The 17,155-nt window shown below is 67.5% G+C and carries 15 protein-coding genes; all 15 read right to left on the bottom strand.

From position 1 onward, the window contains the following. Nucleotide 1: 1 nt before the first annotated feature. Nucleotides 2–787 carry an ABC transporter ATP-binding protein gene (locus tag J2X20_RS25475; RefSeq protein WP_310271569.1) on the bottom strand — a complete coding sequence of 262 codons (786 nt, stop codon included), beginning with the start codon at nt 785–787 and terminating at the stop codon, nt 2–4. Beyond that, nucleotides 747–1,697, bottom strand: coding sequence for a branched-chain amino acid ABC transporter permease (locus J2X20_RS25470; RefSeq protein ID WP_310271566.1), 951 nt, complete (start codon nt 1,695–1,697; stop codon nt 747–749). The genes J2X20_RS25475 and J2X20_RS25470 overlap by 41 nt, the downstream gene beginning before the upstream one ends. Continuing rightward, nucleotides 1,690–2,610, bottom strand: a complete 921-nt coding sequence (locus J2X20_RS25465; RefSeq protein WP_310271564.1) for a branched-chain amino acid ABC transporter permease — start codon at nt 2,608–2,610, stop codon at nt 1,690–1,692. Before J2X20_RS25465 ends, J2X20_RS25470 begins: the two co-directional genes overlap by 8 nt. Before the next feature lie 631 nt (nt 2,611–3,241). Continuing rightward, entirely contained in the window at nt 3,242–4,408 is a 1,167-nt protein-coding gene (locus J2X20_RS25460) for an ABC transporter substrate-binding protein (protein WP_310271561.1), read from the bottom strand. Between the two features lie 23 nt (nt 4,409–4,431). Continuing rightward, entirely contained in the window at nt 4,432–6,036 is a 1,605-nt protein-coding gene (locus tag J2X20_RS25455; protein ID WP_310271558.1) for an AMP-binding protein, read from the bottom strand. 3 nt (nt 6,037–6,039) lie between these two features. Then, nucleotides 6,040–7,176 carry an acyl-CoA dehydrogenase family protein gene (locus J2X20_RS25450; RefSeq protein ID WP_310271555.1) on the bottom strand — a complete coding sequence of 379 codons (1,137 nt, stop codon included), beginning with the start codon at nt 7,174–7,176 and terminating at the stop codon, nt 6,040–6,042. Between the two features lie 2 nt (nt 7,177–7,178). Beyond that, nucleotides 7,179–8,018, bottom strand: a complete 840-nt coding sequence (locus J2X20_RS25445; RefSeq protein WP_310271551.1) for an enoyl-CoA hydratase family protein — start codon at nt 8,016–8,018, stop codon at nt 7,179–7,181. Then, entirely contained in the window at nt 8,015–8,497 is a 483-nt protein-coding gene (locus J2X20_RS25440) for a MarR family winged helix-turn-helix transcriptional regulator (RefSeq protein ID WP_310271548.1), read from the bottom strand. Before J2X20_RS25440 ends, J2X20_RS25445 begins: the two co-directional genes overlap by 4 nt. Beyond that, nucleotides 8,497–9,228 carry an SDR family NAD(P)-dependent oxidoreductase gene (locus J2X20_RS25435; RefSeq protein ID WP_310271545.1) on the bottom strand — a complete coding sequence of 244 codons (732 nt, stop codon included), beginning with the start codon at nt 9,226–9,228 and terminating at the stop codon, nt 8,497–8,499. Before J2X20_RS25435 ends, J2X20_RS25440 begins: the two co-directional genes overlap by 1 nt. Beyond that, on the bottom strand, nt 9,225–11,558 hold the full coding sequence (locus J2X20_RS25430) for a bifunctional salicylyl-CoA 5-hydroxylase/oxidoreductase (RefSeq protein ID WP_310271542.1): 2,334 nt from the start codon (nt 11,556–11,558) through the stop codon (nt 9,225–9,227). Before J2X20_RS25430 ends, J2X20_RS25435 begins: the two co-directional genes overlap by 4 nt. A 77-nt stretch (nt 11,559–11,635) precedes the next feature. After that, nucleotides 11,636–12,343 carry a polysaccharide deacetylase family protein gene (locus tag J2X20_RS25425; protein ID WP_310271539.1) on the bottom strand — a complete coding sequence of 236 codons (708 nt, stop codon included), beginning with the start codon at nt 12,341–12,343 and terminating at the stop codon, nt 11,636–11,638. A gap of 2 nt (nt 12,344–12,345) precedes the next feature. Continuing rightward, nucleotides 12,346–13,656, bottom strand: a complete 1,311-nt coding sequence (locus J2X20_RS25420; protein WP_310271536.1) for an MFS transporter — start codon at nt 13,654–13,656, stop codon at nt 12,346–12,348. After that, the gene (locus tag J2X20_RS25415) at nt 13,653–15,200 is read right to left on the bottom strand and encodes a hypothetical protein (RefSeq protein WP_310271534.1); all 1,548 of its coding nucleotides are present in this window, start codon (nt 15,198–15,200) and stop codon (nt 13,653–13,655) included. Before J2X20_RS25415 ends, J2X20_RS25420 begins: the two co-directional genes overlap by 4 nt. 18 nt (nt 15,201–15,218) lie before the next feature. Beyond that, complete coding sequence (locus J2X20_RS25410; RefSeq protein ID WP_310271530.1) at nt 15,219–16,913, bottom strand: glycoside hydrolase family 9 protein; 1,695 nt, start codon at nt 16,911–16,913, stop codon at nt 15,219–15,221. Then, a partial coding sequence (locus J2X20_RS25405; protein WP_310271527.1) for a hypothetical protein occupies nt 16,913–17,155 on the bottom strand: 243 nt, incomplete at its 5' end. The genes J2X20_RS25410 and J2X20_RS25405, both read right to left, overlap by 1 nt.

Genomic DNA, 17,155 nt, shown 5'->3' with positions numbered 1-17,155 from the left:
GTCACGACACGGCCTCCAGCTCGTCGCCAAGATAGGCGCGCTTGACCTCGGCATGCTCGCGGATCTCGGCGGGCGTGCCGCTCGCGATGACACGGCCGGCCACCAGCGTGGAGATGCGGTCGGCGAGGCGGAAGACGGCGTCCATGTCGTGCTCGACCAGCAGCAGCGTCAGGCCCTCGCGCTTGAGTGCCTGCAGCAGCTCCACCATGCGCGCCGACTCGTCCGGCCCCATGCCGGCCAGCGGTTCGTCCAGCAGCAGCAGCCGCGGGCGCGCGGCCAGGGCGAGGCCGACCTCAAGCTGGCGCTGCTCGCCGTGGGCCAGCTCGCCGGCGACGCGGTCCTCCTGAGCCGTGAGGCCGACGCGCGCGAGCAGGGCGTCCGCCTCGGCGTGCGCAGCCGCATCGGCGCGCGCGCTGCGCCACCAAGACGGCGCACCTTCGCGCCGCGCCAGCACGGCGAGCACGAGGTTGTCGCGCACCGAACAAGGCTTGAAGAGGTTGGTGATCTGGAAGCTGCGCACCAGACCCGCCTGCACGCGGCGGGCCATGCCTTGCCGCGTGACGTCCTGGCCCTCGAAGACAATGGCGCCTGAGTCCGGCGCCAGCGCGCCGGAGATCTGGTGGATCAGCGTCGTCTTGCCAGCGCCGTTGGGGCCGATCAGCGCATGCAGCTCGCCCGCGCGCACCTCGAAGCTCGCGCCATCGGTCGCGGCCAGAGCGCCGAAGCGCTTCACCAGCTGTTGGACTTCAAGCACGGCGCCACACTCCTGCGAGGCCACGCGGCGCATACAGCACGACGAGCAGCAGCAACGCACCCAGGCCCAGCTGCCAGTGCAGGGTGTAGCCCGACAGCAGTTCCTCCAGCAGCAGCAAGGCCGCCGCTCCCAGCGGACCGCCCCACAGCGCCCCGGCGCCACCGATGATGACCATGACCATCAACTGGCCCGACTGCGACCAGTGCATCAGATGCGGCGACACCAGGCCGTTCAGGTTGGCCAGCATGGCGCCCGCCAGGCCCGCGATGGCGCCCGCGAGCACAAAGGCCTGCCAGCGCAGCGCAAACACGGGGCCGCCCGCGGCAGCGACTCGCACCTCGTTCTCACGCGCGCCTTGCAGCAGCCAGCCGAAGGGCGAGTTGACGAGGCGCTGCAGGCCGACCATGACGATGGCGAACAGCACGAGTGCGACCCAGTAGAAGCTCGCGTCGTCCTTCAGGTCAAGGCCGAAGCCGAAGCCCGAGCGCTGCGCCAGGGACAGCCCGTCATCACCGCCATAGGCCTTCAGCGAGACTGCCAGGAAATAGAACATCTGGGCAAAGGCCAGCGTGATCATGATGAAGTAGACGCCGCGCGTGCGCAGGCTGATCGCGCCGATCAAGGCCGCTGCGATGGCGCTGACCAGCATCGCTGCCGGCCACGCGATCCAGGCCGAGGCGATGCCCGCATCCATCAGCACGCCCACCGTGTAGGCGCCCAGGCCGACATAGGCCGCGTGCCCGAAGCTGACCAGCCCGCCGAAACCGAGGATGAGGTTCAGGCTGGACGCCGCGACGGCGAAGATCAGGATGCGGGTCGCGACGACGGTATAGAACTCGAGGCCCACGAGCTGCAGCAGCGGCGGCAAGGCCGCAAGGGCGGCAAGCACAAGCCAGAGCCAGCGCCCCAGGCCACGATGGTGAAGATCGCGGGATTCAGCCATGGGCGGGGAAGAGGCCTCGCGGCTTCCAGAACAGGATGGCGGCCATCAGCACATAGATGAGGATGGACGCCAGTGCCGGGCCGAGGTTGGACGCGACCTCGGGCGAAGCGAGTTGACGTAGCAGAGCCGGCAGCAGCGTGCGGCTGGCGGTGTCGACGACGCCGACCAGCAGCGAGCCCACCAGGGCGCCGCGCACCGAGCCGATGCCGCCGACAACGATGACGACAAAGGCCAGGATGAGGATGCTTTCGCCCATGCCAACCTGCACGGCCAGCAGAGGCCCGAGCAGCGCACCGGCCAGCGCGCACAGCGCCGCGCCCAGGCCGAACACGGCGGTGAACAGCTTGCGGATGTCGATGCCCATGGCCGTGGCCATCTGACGGTTGGACGCACCGGCGCGAACCCACATGCCGGCGCGGGTGCGCGTGACGAGCAACCACATCAGCAGCGCGACCGCGAGGCCGACGCCGATGATGAGCAGGCGGTAGGCCGGGTAGAACAGGCCTGGCAGCAGCTCGACGGGGCCGGACAGCGCGGCGGGCGTGTTCAGCATCAGCGGCTGGTCGCCCCAGAGGATGCGCACGCCTTCGTTGAGCATCAGGATCAGCGCAAAGGTGGCGAGGACCTGGCTGAGGTGGTCTCTTGCATACAGGCGCCGGAGCAGCGTGACTTCGAGGGCCATGCCGAGGATCGCGGTGCCCAAGAGTGCGGCGAGGACGGCGAGCAGGAAGGAGCCGGTCGCGGAGGCCGTGGCGGCGGCCAGGTAGGCGCCGACCATGTAGAGCGAACCGTGCGCGAGGTTGATCATGTCCATGATGCCGAACACGAGGGTCAGTCCGGCGGCGAGCAGGAAGAGCATCAGGCCGAACTGGAGGCCGTTCAGCGCTTGCTCGGTGATGAGGATCCAGTCCATGGATGCGCTGTGCTCGCTACTGCGGGGTGTTGGCCAGTGCGGTGCCGGGAGTCCCGCCCGGCGGCGGGGTAACTTTCTTCTGCGGCGCCAGAAGAAAGTCACCAAAGAAGAAGCGCTGAACCGCACACCATCGCGACGACGCCAGGAGCGTCGCGCGAAAACAGCCAGCGGCGTTGCGCATAGACGCGACCCGCTTCGCTCTCGCTGCTGTCCCTATGACGAGCACCATTGCTCGCCTCTTCACGCCGCTTAACGCCGGCTGCACGCCGGGCTCATCAGGGAATACCGCGTCGCCCGAGCGACGCTGCATTGGTTTGTTTTCTCGTGAGCACGGCGTGCAGCCGCGCGTCGGACGGCTCGCGGGTTCGATGGAGGGTGGTCGTGAAAAGTCAGACGCGAGAGCGCAGCGGGTCGCCTGGGGGCGCACTCCAGTCCGAGCATCGCGAGCGCTTGATCCCACTCGAGTGCGGATTGCATTGAGCGCTCCTCTTTTGGTGACTTTTCTCTGGCGCGTCAGAGAAAGCCGAAGGCTTCGCCAAAAGTTACCCGCCCTCGCGGGGCGGATTCCCGCGGCACTGCACCGGGTCATGAAGGCTCCTCGCACAAGCAACCAACTGCCATCACACCCACTTCAGTTCATCTTGCAGGCGGAGGCATACGCGTCTTCATGCTGCGTGAAGATCTTCCCCAACGTCCGGTTCGTCACCCTTCCCTGCCCATCCTTGGTGATCACACGCAGGTAGTAGTCCTGGATCGGGTACTGATTCCGATTGAACTTGAACGGCCCCCGCACCGACTCGAACTTGGCCGCCTTGATCGCCTTCAACACCGCCGCCTTGTCCTCGACCTTGCCCTTCACATCCCTCACCGCCGCGTTCATCAACAGCGCCGCGTCATAGCCCTGGCTCGCATACAGCGACGGCAGCCTTCCGTAGTCCTTCACAAAGTCGGCAACGAACTTCTTGTTGGCCGGGTTGTCCATGTCATGCGCCCAATGCGAGCTGTTGAACATGCCCAGCATGGGTTCTCCCACGGCCTTGATGACGTCCTCGTCGGCCGAAAAGCCGGGGCCGAACAGCGTCACGTCCTTGGACAGACCGGCGCCGACGAACTGCTTGATGAAGTTGATGCCCATGCCGCCGGGCAGGAAGATGTACATCGCATCCGGTTTGGCGGCGCGCGCCTGAGCCAACTCGGCGGCGTAGTCGAGCTGGCCCAGCTTGGTGTAGATCTCCTCGACGACGGCGCCCTTGTAATAGCGCTTGAAGCCCGTCATCGCGTCCTTGCCAGCCGGGTAGTTGGGCGCCAGCAGCACCAGCTTCTTGAAGCCCTTCTCCGTGACCGTCTTGCCGACAGCCTCGTGCAGGTTGTCGTTCTGCCAGGCGACGTTGAAGAAATAAGGGTTGCACTGCTCGCCCGCGTATTGCGACGGGCCGGCGTTGGCGCTGATGTAGGGAATCTTGGCATCGAAGACCGCGGGGCCGACGGCCAGCATGATGTTGGAGAACACGATGCCGGTCATGAAGTCGACCTTGTCGCGCTTGATGAGGCGCTCGGCGCTCTGCTTGGCGACCTCGGGGTTCTGCTGGTCGTCGGCCATGACCATCTCGACGGGCAGGCCGCCGAGCTTGCCGCCGCTGTGCTTGAGCCCGAGCGCAAAGCCGTCGCGAATGTCCACGCCCAGCCCGGCACCGGGGCCGGACAGCGTGCTCAGAAAGCCCACCTTGAGCTTGTCGGCGGCCTGGGCGGCGGGCAGCAGGGCAAGGCTGATGGCGACGGCGGCGAGGGTCTTCTTCATGAGCGGGCTCTCCGGTGAAAGGGTCAGCGAGTGTCTCTGAGACGGAAGCGTTGCAGCTTGCCGGTCTCGGTGCGCGGCAGGCTGGTACGGAACTCGATGGCGCGCGGGTATTTGTAGGGCGCGATGGTCGCCTTGACGTGATCCTGCAGAGCCTTCACGTCGCCGGCATGGCCCTCACGCAGTACGACAAAGGCCTTGACCAGCTGACCCCGCTCTTCGTCGGGCACGCCGATGACGCCGCATTCCGCCACGGCGGGATGGCTCAGCAGTGCGGCCTCGACCTCGGGGCCGGCGATGTTGTAGCCGCCCGAGATGATCATGTCGTCGGTGCGGGCCTGGTAGACGAAGTAGCCTTCATCGTCGATCAGATAGGAGTCGCCGGTCAGGTTCCAACCGTCCTGCACATACTGGTGCTGGCGTTCGTCGGCCAGGTAGCGGCAGCCGGTCGGGCCCTTGACGGCGAGGTGGCCGACCTGGCCGGCGCGCAGCGGCTGGCCGGCGTCGTCGAGGATGCAGGCCTGGTAGCCGGGCACGGGCTTGCCGGTGGCGCCGCCCTTGGCGGTCTCTTCGGTATGCGAGATGAAGATGTGCAGCAGCTCGGTGGCGCCGATGCCGTCGAGCAGCTCGATGCCGGTCGCCTGCTTCCACAGCGCGCGCGTCGCGGCCGGCAGGGCCTCACCGGCGCTGACGCATTTGCGCAGCGACGAGAGGTCATGCTGGCCCACCAGCGGCGTCATCGCCCGGTAAGACGTCGGCGCCGTGAAGCAGACCGTGGCGCGGTGCTGGGCGATGGCCGCCAGCAGCAGTTCAGGCGCGGGCTTCTCCAGCAGCACCGTCGACGCGCCCACGCTCATCGGGAAGAGCAGCAGGCCGCCCAGGCCGAAGGTGAAGGCCAGCGGCGGGCTGCCGATGAAGACGTCGCTTCCTTCAGCGCGCAGGCAATGCACCGGCCAGCAGCGGCAGATGGCGATGACGTCACGATGGAAGTGCATCGTGCCCTTGGGCTGACCGGTCGTGCCGGAGGTGAAGGCGATCAACGCGCAGTCGTCGCTGGCGGTGTCGACATTCGTGAAAGTGGCGGGCTGGCGTGCGGCGCGGGCTTCCAGGCCGTCGGGCTCGCTGCTGCGGTAGCGGCAGATGCCGCGCAGCACCGGGTTCTGCAACTGCGCCGCCGCGAGTTCGTCGGCCAGGGCCGCGTCGCACAGTGCATGCGTGACCTCGGCCTTGGCGATGACCTTGCCCAGCTCGACGGCGCGCAGCAGCGGCATGGTCGCGACCGCGATGGCGCCAGCCTTGATGACGGCGAACCAGCAGGCCGCCAATTGCGGCGTGTTGGCGCCGCGCAGCAAGACCCGGTTGCCGGGCACGACGCCAAGTTCGTTGACGAGGACATTGGCGATGCGGTTGGCCTCGGCCTGCAGTTGCGCGTAAGTCCAGCGCACGCCTGCACCCTGAACGCAGGGCCGATCGCCCTGGCTTTGCTCGACCCAGCGGTCCAGCAGCTCGGTCGCCGCGTTCAGCTTGGGGCCAAACTGCAATTCGGGAAGATCAAACACCAGCTCCGGCCACTGGTCCTGCGGCGGGAGGTGATCTCTTGCGAAGGTATCCAGATGGGCCGATGGGTGCATGGTTCAGGCCTTGAGCAATTCGCGACCGATGATCAGTTGCTGCACTTCGCTGGCGCCTTCGTAGATGCGCAGCGCACGGATTTCGCGGTACAGGGACTCGACGATCTCGCCCCGGCGCACGCCGCGGCCGCCGAAGAGCTGCACGGCCGCGTCGATGACCTGCTGGGCGCCTTCGGTCGCCATCAGCTTGGCCATGGCGGCTTCCTTGGTGATGGTCCTGCCTTGATCACGCAGCCAGGCGGCGCGGTAGACCATCAGCGCGGCCGAATCCACCGTGCAAGCCATGTCGGCCAGCTTGGCTTGCGTGAGCGGCAGGTCGGCCAGGCGGGCGCCGAACATCGGGCGCTCCTTGGCCTGCTTCAAGCCTTCCTGCAAGGCGCGGCGCGCAAAGCCCAGGGCCGCAGCGGCGACGGAAGTGCGGAAGACGTCCAGCGTGCGCATGGCCAGCTTGAAGCCTTCGCCGGGCGCGCCCAGCATCTGGCTCTTGGGCACGCGGCAGTTGGTGAAGCGCAGGCGAGCCAGCGGATGCGGTGCGATGACGTCAATGCGCTCGGCAATCTCGAAGCCCGGCAGACCCGCGTCGACGATGAAGGCGCTGATGCCGCGCGAGCCAGGGGCTTCGCCGGTGCGCGCAAACAGCACATAGAAATTCGCGATGCCGCCGTTGGAGATCCAGGTCTTCTCGCCGTTCAGCAGATAGGCGTCGCCGTCTTCGGTGGCGCTGCATTGCATGGCCGCGACGTCGGAACCGGCCTCCGGCTCGGACAGCGCGAAGGCCGACAGCGCTTCGCCACGAGCGACACGCGGCAGATAGCACTCGCGCTGGGCCGGCGTGCCCTGCAGCGAGATGGCACCCGATCCCAGCCCCTGCATCGCAAACGCGAAGTCGGCGAGGCCGTCGTGCTTGGCCAGGGTCTCGCGGATCAGGCAGATGGCGCGGGTGTCGATGGCCTGGCCTTCACCGGCCACGGCATGGTTCAGCCAGCCGGCAGCGCCGAGCTGGGCCACGAGGGAGCGGCATTGCGCATCGATGTCGCCGTCGTGGTCGACATGCTGCAGGTGCTCGCCGCACCAGGCGTCCAGCGCAGACGCCAGCTCGCGGTGCTTGGCGTCGAAGAAGGGCCAGTCCAGATGTTCCATGGTCAGTCTCCCTGGAACACGGGCTTCTGCTTGGCCACAAAGGCCTCGTAGGCGCGATGGAAGTCCTTGGTCATCATGCAGATGGCCTGGGCCTGGGCCTCGGACTCGATGGCCTCGTCCACGCCCATGGACCATTCCTGGTGCAGCATGCGCTTGGTCATCGCATGGCCGAAGTTGGGGCCTGCCGCAATGTCGCCAGCCCACTTCAGCGTCTCGTTCAGCAGCTGCTCAGGCTCGACCATGCGGTTCAGGAAGCCCCAGCTCAGCGCCTCCTCGCCGCCCAGGCTGCGGCCGCTGTAGAGCAGGTCAGAGGCCCGCCCCTGCCCGACGATGCGCGGCAGCATGGCGCAGGCGCCCATGTCGCAGCCGGCGAGGCCCACGCGCGTGAACAGGAAGGCCGTCTTGCTGCGCGCCGTGCCGACGCGCAGGTCCGACGCCATGGCCATGATGGCGCCGGCGCCGGCGCAGACGCCGTCGATGGCCGCGAGGATGGGCTGGGGGCAGGCGCGCATGGCCTTGACGAGGTCGCCCGTCATGCGCGTGAAGGCCAGCAGGTCGGGCATGCTCATGCTGGTCAGCGGGCCGATGATCTCGTGCACGTCGCCGCCCGAGCAGAAGTTGCCGCCGGCGCCTTCGATGACGATGGCCTTGACCTCGTCCACATAGGACAGCGCGCGGAACAGGTCGCGCAGCTCCGCGTAGGACGCGAAGGTCAGCGGGTTCTTGCGCTCGGGCCGGTTCAGCGTGATGACACCCACCGATCCCTGCTGCTGCCAGAGGAAATGCTGGGCTTCATGCCCGATCAGGCTCAGATGGTTGCCGGAGGCGAGGTGGGGCGTCATGGGGCGTTGTCCTTGGACAGATGCGTTTTCAGTTGCGCGAGCAGCTCGTGGACCTGGGTCTTCTGCGTCGGCGTCCAGCCGGCGAAGAGCTCGACGATCCAGCCTTCGTGGGTGGCCGCCATGCGCTTGAACTGACGGCGGCCCTGGGGCGTGAGCTTGACGATGAAGCTGCGGCGGTCATCGGCGCGGGTCTCGCGCAGCACCAGGCCTTCGGCTTCGAGCTGGTCGGTGATGCCGGTGACATTGCCGCCGGTCACCATCAGGCGCTTGGACAGCTCGCGCATGGTCAGGCCGTCGGGGTGGCGCTCCAGCTGGGCCAGCAGGTCAAAGCGCGGCAGCGTGGTGCCGAAGTCGGCCCGCAGGCGCTGGCGGATCTGGTCTTCGACGCGCGTCGTGCAGGACAGCAGGCGCAGCCAGAGCTTGAGGGCCTGGTGGTCGTCGTCGGACAGCCGGGTTTCGAAATCCATCTCGTCGGCCATCACATCGTCTCCCCGCCGCAGACGGCAATGGCCTGGCCGTTGACGCCCGGACTGGCGGCCAGCCACGCCACCGTGTCGGCAACGTCCTCGGGCTGGATCAGGCGGCCCTGCGGATTGGCCTTGGCCAGCTCCGCCTTCGCCTGCTCGGGCGTGCGGCCGGTCTTGGCGACGATGGTGTCGACCGCGTTGGCCACGATGTCGGTCTCCGTGTAACCGGGGCAGACGGCGTTGACCGTCACGCCCTTGGTCGCCACTTCCAGCGCCATCGCGCGTGTCAGGCCCAGCACGCCATGCTTGGCAGCGCAATAGGCCGCCACATAGGCATAGCCCTTGAGCGCCGCCGTGCTGGCGACGTTGACGATGCGGCCGTCCTTGCGCGCCAGCATGCCGGGCAGCACGGCGCGGCTGCACAGGAAGGTGCCGGTGAGGTTGACGTTGAGCAGGCGCTGCCAGAGCTGCAGCGAAGTCTTGTGCAGCGGTGCGGTCTCGACCTGGCCGGCGTTGTTGACCAGGAGGTCCACGTCGCCAACCGCCGCAAAAGCGGCCGCGACGCTGGCTTCGTCGGACACATCGCAGACCTGGAGCGCGACGTCGCCCAGTGCGGCTTGCTGTGCCTGAAGGCGCTCCAGGCTGCGCCCCATCAGCGTGACGCGCCAGCCGTCGGCCAGCAGCCGCTTCGCCACCGCGGCACCGATGCCGCTGCCTCCACCCGTGACGACTGCCTGCTTCATACGCCCAGCGCCTTGTTGGCCTGCTCCGCCGCGGCCACGCCTGTCGAGCGCTGGCGCTCGAACTCGCGCTCCAGCTGGCTCTTGCCGGACAGGTATTGTTTTGGCCATTCCAGGCCGATGGGGCCGCGGTAGCCGATGCGTGCGGCCTCGGTCAGTGTCCAGGCCGGGTTGGCCAGATGCGGTCGCGCGATGGCGCAGAGGTCGGCGCGGCCCGAGGCAACGATGCTGTTGACATGGTCGGCCTCGGAGATGGCGCCGACGGCCATGGTGGCGATGCCGACGCGGTTGCGGATGCTTTCGGCAAACGGCGTCTGGAACATGCGGCCGTAGACCGGCTTCTGCGCCTTGCTGACCTGGCCGGAGGACACGTCGATGAGATCGGCGCCAGCTTGCTTGAACGCGGCGGCGATGGCGACGGCGTCCTCCGGCGTCGTGCCGCCGGGCACCCAGTCATGGGCCGAGATGCGCACGGACATGGGCCGGTCCAGCGGCCAGACCTCGCGCAGCGCCGTGAAGACTTCCAGCGGGTAGCGCAGCCGGTTTTCCAGCGAACCACCGTAGTCGTCGTCGCGATGATTGGTCAGTGGCGAGATGAAGGCCGACAGCAGGTACCCATGGGCGCAGTGCAGCTCCAGCCAGTCGAAGCCTGCATCGGCCGCACGGCGGGCGGCATTGACAAAGTCTTCTTGCACGCGGTCCATGTCGGCGCGGGTCATCGCGCGAGCCGTCTGGCTGATGCCTGCGAGGTATTGCTGCGGCGAGGCCGAGATCAGCGGCCAGTTGCCGGCGGGCAGCGGATGGTCTTCGCCTTCCCAAGGCACGCGGGTCGAGCCCTTGGGGCCTGCATGGCCGAGCTGCATGGCGATGCGCGCGCTGGTGTGGGTATGCACGTACTCAACGATGCGCTGCCAGGCCGCGCCCTGGGCGTCGTTCCACAGGCCCGGGCAGGCGGGCGTGATGCGCGCATCGGGCGACACGCAGGTCATCTCGGCAAAGACCAGCCCTGCCCCTCCCAAAGCCCGCGCGCCGAGGTGGGCCAGGTGATAGTCGCCGGGAATGCCGTCCTCGCAGCTGTACTGGGCCATGGGCGATACGACGACGCGGTTCTTCAGCGTGACGCCGCGCAGCTTGAAGGGCGTGAACATCGGCGGCACTTGGGCATCCACGCCAGCTTGACCAGCCAGCCAGCGCTCGAACTCGCCGACGTAGCTGGCATCGCGCAGCCTCAGGTTCTCATGCGAGATGCGCTGGGAGCGCGTCAGCAATGAATAGGCGAACTGCTCGGGCGCCAGGCGGGCATGGCGCTCGACGTTCTCGAACCACTCGGTGGAGTTGCGTGCGGCGTTCTGGATGCGCAGCACCTCGATGCTGCGCGTGGCCTCATAGGCATCCAGCGCCTTCTGCAGGCCGCCATGGGACTGGATGTCACGCGCCAGGTCAATGGCGTCTTCCAGCGCCAGCTTGGTGCCCGAGCCGATGGAGAAGTGAGCCGTGTGCGCGGCATCGCCCATCAGCACGACCGGCGTACCGCTCTCGTTGCGGTGCACCCAGGTCTTGCAGACGACGCGCGGGAAGCGGATCCAGGATGCCGAGCCGCGCAGATGGCTGGCGTTGGAGATCAGTGGATGGCCGTCCAGCACCTTGGCGAACAGTTTTTCGCAGAAGGCGATGCCCTCCTCCTTGCTCATGGCCTCGATGCCGGCGGCGCGCCAGACGTCTTCGGGCGCTTCGACGATGAAGGTCGAATGGGTTGCGTCGAAGCGATAGGCATGGGCCTGGAACCAGCCCCACTCGGTCTGCTGGAAATCGAAGGTGAAGGCGTCGAAGAGTTTCGTCGTGCCAAGCCACACGAAGCGGCAGGCGCGCAGGTCGACGTCGGGCTGGTAGGTGGCGACGTACTTCTGGCGGATGCGGCTGTTCAGGCCGTCCGCCGCGATGATGAGATCGGCGTCGATGCCAGCGTCGTCGGGCACGTCAGTCTCGTAGACCAGCTCGACGCCCAGCGCTTCGCAGCGCGCCTGCAGGATGTTGAGCAGCTTCTTGCGGCCGATGCCGCAGAAGCCATGGCCGCTGGAGACGATGCTGCGGCCCTTGAAGTGGACGGCGATGTCGTCCCAATGATTGAAGGCGTCGCTGATCTCTTCGGCCGTCTCGGGGTCGGCCTCGCGCAGCGCGTCCACGGTCTGGTCGGACAGCACGACACCCCAGCCAAAGGTGTCACCCGCGCGGTTGCGCTCCAGCACCCGCACCTGGTGGGCCGGGTCGGCCTTCTTCATCAGCAGGGCGAAGTAGAGGCCGGCGGGTCCGCCGCCAATGCAGGTGATGCGCATGGCACCACTTTAGAAATCAATAGTTCAAACGTCAAGCAATTGGACGAACGCCCGGGCGGCGGACAAACCCTGAGTCTTTATTGCCAGTTCAGATGCACGACGCGATAGCCGTTGGCCTTCAGCGCCTGCAACAGAAACGGCAGCGCCCTGGCCGTCTGGTCCTGGGCGTCGTGCAGCAGGATGATGCCGCCGCCGCTCTTGGCGAGCTGGCACAGCAGCTTGGTCGCAAGCATCTGCGGCGTCTGGTCGGGCAGCCAGTCCTCGGCGCCGGCATCGACGGACATGACCGTGATGCTGCGTTCGCCCAGGGCTTTCAGCAGCGTGGGCGTTTCCTCGAGGAAGGGAAAGCGCCAGGCCGGCGGCTCGGCGCCGAGAGCCGCACGGTAGGAGGCGACCATCGCCTCCAGGTCGGCCAGTTGTGCAGCCGGCGGCAGCTGCGAGAAATGTTCATGCCGGTCACCATGCACGCCCACCATATGGCCGGCGTCGCGCACCTGGCGGGCCAGGGCCGCATGCTGACGCAGCGGCTCGCCGTTCATGAAGAAGCTGGCCTTGACGCATTGGTCGGCCAGGGCCTTGAGCACGACGGGCGTGGACTCGGGGCGCGGGCCGTCGTCAAAGGTCAGCACGACTTCCTTGGGCACCAGCCCGGGCAGCGCCGCATGTTGCGCCTTGCCCCAGGCCGCGGCCTCGCGCTTGAGGGTCAGCGTGCGGGAAGTGCCCAGCGCTTCGGACGGGCAAGCGGGTTCGGCGGCGGCCAGGGCCATGGCGAGCAGCAAGCTCATCGTCAGTGCGCGCCGACTGGGGCTTCGTTGCCCTCGGGCGCTTCCTCATGGTCGTGGGGGAACGGCGCCAGCCAGGCCAGGATCACCGGCGGGATGGAGAAGATCAGCACCCAGCCGAAGAAGCTGACGTACTGGTGGTTGACGTAGTTCCACAGCAGGCCGCTGACGCTGCCCGTACCCCATTTGGTCAGGGCCATGACGCCGGTGGCCATCGCGTAGTGGGCCATGCGGAAAGGGCCGGGGGCGATCTGCTGCATCATGTAGAGCATGTGGCCGACCGAGCCCATGCCGAAACCGAACTTCTCGAGGGAGACGATGACGGCGATGGTGACCGCGTCGGTCGGCATCGACTGGGCCAGGTAGAAGTAGGTCAGGTGCGGGATGTTGAGCACCAGGGCCAGCGTGAAGAAGCTGCGCGGCAGCGTGCGCCTGGCCACCAGGAAGCCGCCCAGGAAGGCGCCGGCAATGAAGGTCAGCGTGCCGACGGTGCCGTTGATGTGGCCTAGCGTCTCGTTGTCCAGCGCCAGACCGCCGGCGGTGCGCGCGTCCAGCAGGAAGAGCGGACCGAATTTCTCGATGAAGCCTTCGCCGAAACGGTAGAAGAAGATGACGGCCAGCATCATCCAGATCTGCGGCTTCTGGAAGAAGCTGACCCAGATCGTCACGTTGGCCCTGAGGCCGCCCACGAAGCCCTCGCCATGGCGGGTCGGGGGCGAGCCGGGCGGCAGCACTCGCGCATGCCACAGGCCGAAGGCGGCCATCGCGCCGCCGGCGATCAGCACGACGACGGTCCAGCACTGCACCCAGTTCAGGCCTGCGTGGTTGTGCAGATAGCCCGTGAGCGACACGAACAGGCCCGAGGCCACGACGGCACCCATGTTCCAGCACATGCCCTGCAGACCGGCATAGCGGGCCTGGTCCTTCTTGGAGGCCGTGGTCATGAAGACGCCGTCAGCGCAGGTGTCCTGCGTGGCCGAGGCGAAGCCGACGATCCAGAAGAAGGCGAGCGAGAGTTTGAAGAAGTCGGCCAGCGGCAGCACCAGCGCGATGAGGCCGAGCGCGGCGGCCATCGTGAACTCCATGCTGATGACCCAGAAGCGCTTGCTGCGGTAGGCCTCCAGCAGCGGCGCCCACAGCGGCTTGAGCACCCAGGGCAGGTAAAGCTGCGACGTGTAGAGCGCGATGTCCTCGTTGGACACGCCGAGGTTCTTGTAGATGATGGCGGCGACGACGCCCACCATGACGTTGGGCAGGCCCATGGCCAGGTAGAGCGAGGGCACCCAACTGAGCAGGTGGCGGGAGGGCTGGTTCATGGTGTGGTGGGTTTCTTCGTGCCGTTCAGCAGGGCGAGAACGGTGGGGGCGTCCTGGTTGGACTGCAGGGCTTGCAGCGCAGCGCGGGCCCTTTCGGTGCCCTCGCCGCCATGCGGATTGCTGGCGAGCGACTGCAGGCCGCGCAGGGCCTTGTCGCGGTTGCCGGATTCCAGGTGCACGGTGACGGCCAGATAGGCGTAGTCGGGCACTTGCGGTTCGAGCACGTTGGCGCCGTCGGCCAGCTTGCTCAGACTGTCGCTCGGGCCCTTGTGATAGAGCACGCGCGCCAGCTGGTACATCGTTGGCGCATCATTGCGGCGCTGCTTGTAGGCCGCCATCAGGAAGGCGCGGGCCTGGTCGGTGGCCTGGTCGCGCTCGGCGCCGCTGGCTGACTCCGCGACAGCCAGCCAGGCCCAGCCCAGCAGCCGATTGGCCTCGAAGGGCGCGCCGTCCAGGGGCGCCCAGGGCGCCAGGATTTCCAGCGCGCGGTCGGGGTCGCCGTAGCGGACTTCGGCGTAGGCCAACGCCCAACGCATCGTGTCCGGCGCGCGGCCACCCCCCGCCTTGGTGACCCGCTCGCGAAGCCGCTGCAGCACGGCCTTGCCATACGCAGCCTCCGGGCGACCGGCGATGACGAGGGCATCGAACTCCGAGTCGCCCTGCTCACGGGTCATTGGCGTGATACGGACCTCCGCCGGCGCGCTGGCCGGGTAGAGGCTGGCATACAGGTTCTCCATGTAGCGGCGCAGTTCGCCGTTGAGCCTGTTCAGCGCGATGCCGGTGGCCGGCTCGAAGACGGCCAGCGCGTCCTCGCCGGCCGCGACGCGGCGGAAGTAGTCATCGAAACGCTGTGTGCGGCCACGGTCCTTCAGCACGTAGTGCGTCAGCAGCCAGGACTGGGCATAGAAGAGATTGAAATAGCGGTCATCCACGGCCTTGTCGCCCGTGGCGTGGAAGCCCGGTTTGAGGATCTGCTCCGGCGACAGCCAGCTGCGGTCGAGCAGGATGGCCGCGCCATTGTTGGCCGCGCCCACCTCGACACCGTCGTTCGAGAGGCGTGTGGAGCCGAAGAACTCGGCAAAGCCCTCGACGAACCAGGCCGGATAGGCGCCGCGCGCGTACTGCGCCTGCACGCGGTGGGCATATTCGTGGAACAGCACGCTGCCCGAGAACTTCTGGTGCCACGGGTAGTTGACTGCGAAAGCCTCCGAGCCATCGGCGCCAGCGAGGAAGACGCCCGCGAAGTCGCGACCGGCCAAGTGGGGCACGGCCTGGCCGATGATGCCGGGGTCGTCGCTCAGCACGATGGGGAAAGGCGGCCGGACGAGCGTCTCCTTCACGCCCAGCGCCGCCAGCATCGCCTCGTGCACCTGCTCTAGGTCCCGCAGCTTTTGCGTGGCCACCGCCGCGGATGTGCTGGACAGCATCCGGAAATGCTTGCTCTCGGCGCGCAGCCAGTCGGCAGCGGCCGCCGACGCGGTGGCGCCGAACATCGCGGGCAGGAGAAGCAGTGTGGTGACCCGCAGGCGCAGTCGCATCGTCATAGACCTGCCCCTTCTGCCTCAGTGGCCCTTGGGGGTCAGCGCCTGCAGGGCCGCCGAGACATAGACCAGCGGCGCATTCCAGTTGATGGCAACCTCGTTGCTGGCATAGCTGCAGAAATGATCGAGATAGGACAGCGCCGGTTGCGCCGAGGCGTAGGGAACCGGGCAGCGGGTCTTGTCCTGCTGACCCGGGTTCGGGCCGCCAACGAGGAAGCCCGGCACGGGCGGCTCGACGCCATCGGCTTCGGACGGCCGGTGGTGAGGGTGCAGGGGCGGCTTGCTGCCGAAGCCCGTCACCATGGACTGGCCCAGCGGGTTGCGCCCCAGCACATGGTCGAACAGCGCCTGCGCGGCGGCCAGGGTGTCGGGCTTCGGACTCAGGCGATACGCCTGGATCAGCATCAGCGCCTGGTTCAGCACCACGGCGTTGCTGCCCCAGACGTAGTCGCGCGAAAGCATGCCGACCCGGTAGGCCGAGCCGCGCCAGTTCGCCACGAGTTCATCCGCAAGTTCCAAAATCCGCGCCTTGACGACAACGCTGTCATTTTGACTCAAAGCCCGCGGATGCTGGCCTAGGGTTACCCATGCCAGCCCCTTCACATCACCCCAGCCGGGCACGCCGATGGCAAGTTTTTTGAGGTCGGGCCGGTAGCGGGCGTCGCCGGTAGCGATCCAGAGTTCGACACCGGCCCAGGCGAATTCATCGTCGAGCTTGTCGTCGCCATAGGCGCCGGTGCGGATGTCGGGCGGCTGCTTGTAGATGTCCTGGGGATGGGTCTGAGCCCAGTCCCAGGCGCGCCTGGACGCGGCCAGCATGCGCTGCGACAGACCCGGACGCTGCTTCTCGAAGGCGGCGAAGACGCGGCTGGCCTGGGCCATGACGGCAGCGAAGTCCAGGGCCGCGGCGGTGGTCTTCTGCACGACGTAGCGCTCGCCCTTGGCATCGGCGGGCATGACGACACCGTCAAAGCCCTTGTTGGTCAGCTTGTGATAGACCCCGCCGTCGGCCGGGTCCTGCATGGCCAGCATCCACTCGAGGTTCCACAGCGCCTCGTTCAGCACATCGGGCAGGCCGTTGCCGCTCTCGGGGATATTGAGATGCTGGGACTTGAAGACAGCCGGGAAATGCTCCCAGGCCGCCAGCAGCGTGTAGACGGTGATGCCGGAGTTGACGATGTATTTGTTGTAGTCGCCGGCGTCGTACCAGCCCTTGGGCGCGGAGATGACGGGACCTTCGGGTCGGCCCGGACTCACGGCCGACGCGTGGACGAGGACATGGTCGTCGGAGTGACCGGCGGACCGCGCCCAGCGGCTGGCGTGGACGCTCAGCAGCGGCGTGCTGGCGCGGTTGAAGTAGTAAGCCTTGATGGCCGCGGCATTCACGGCCGCATAGACGTCAGCCGCGATGTCGAAGGCCGGCGAGTCGGGCTGGCTGTCGACCTGCAGGCGGTAGTGGCCGGGTTTCTTCAGTGCCGAGAAGTCGGCCAAGCGCACGTCCTGGCCGGAGGGCTCCCAGCGTGCGGCGGCCCCGAGGCGGCCGCGCAGCACGATGCGGCCAGTGTCAGCCTCGACGACACGGAAGGCCGTGGACTCGCCGGCTGCCACCGCCGCGACCTTGGCCGCGCCCGGCAGGTAGCCAAGCTGGTTGACGGCGATACCCTCGGCATTGACAGCGCCAGCCGCCGTCAATGCCAGGGACAGCAGGCGGTGCATCAGGCCATCGTCCAGTACAGCGCAGCGCCGTCAACCTGGACGGGGCTGCGCCGGCCGTCGACGTCCAGACACCAGTCGCGCAGCGCACCTTCGCTCACCTCGGCCGCATAGCGCTGGCCCTGGCGGCTGACCGTGCCGCGTGCGGCAACCTTGCCGTCTGCCCCCACCACCGTGAAGGCCACGCTCTTGCCGTCGTCCAGCTCGAACACACGCAGCACCGTGCCGCGGGCGTAGTCGTAGTC

The sequence above is a fragment of the Roseateles saccharophilus genome (genome assembly GCF_031458095.1).
Classification (GTDB): Bacteria; Pseudomonadota; Gammaproteobacteria; order Burkholderiales; family Burkholderiaceae_C; genus Pelomonas; species Pelomonas saccharophila_A.
Note: the sequence above shows the minus strand (reverse complement) of the source record. Positions and strands in the feature narration are given on the sequence as shown.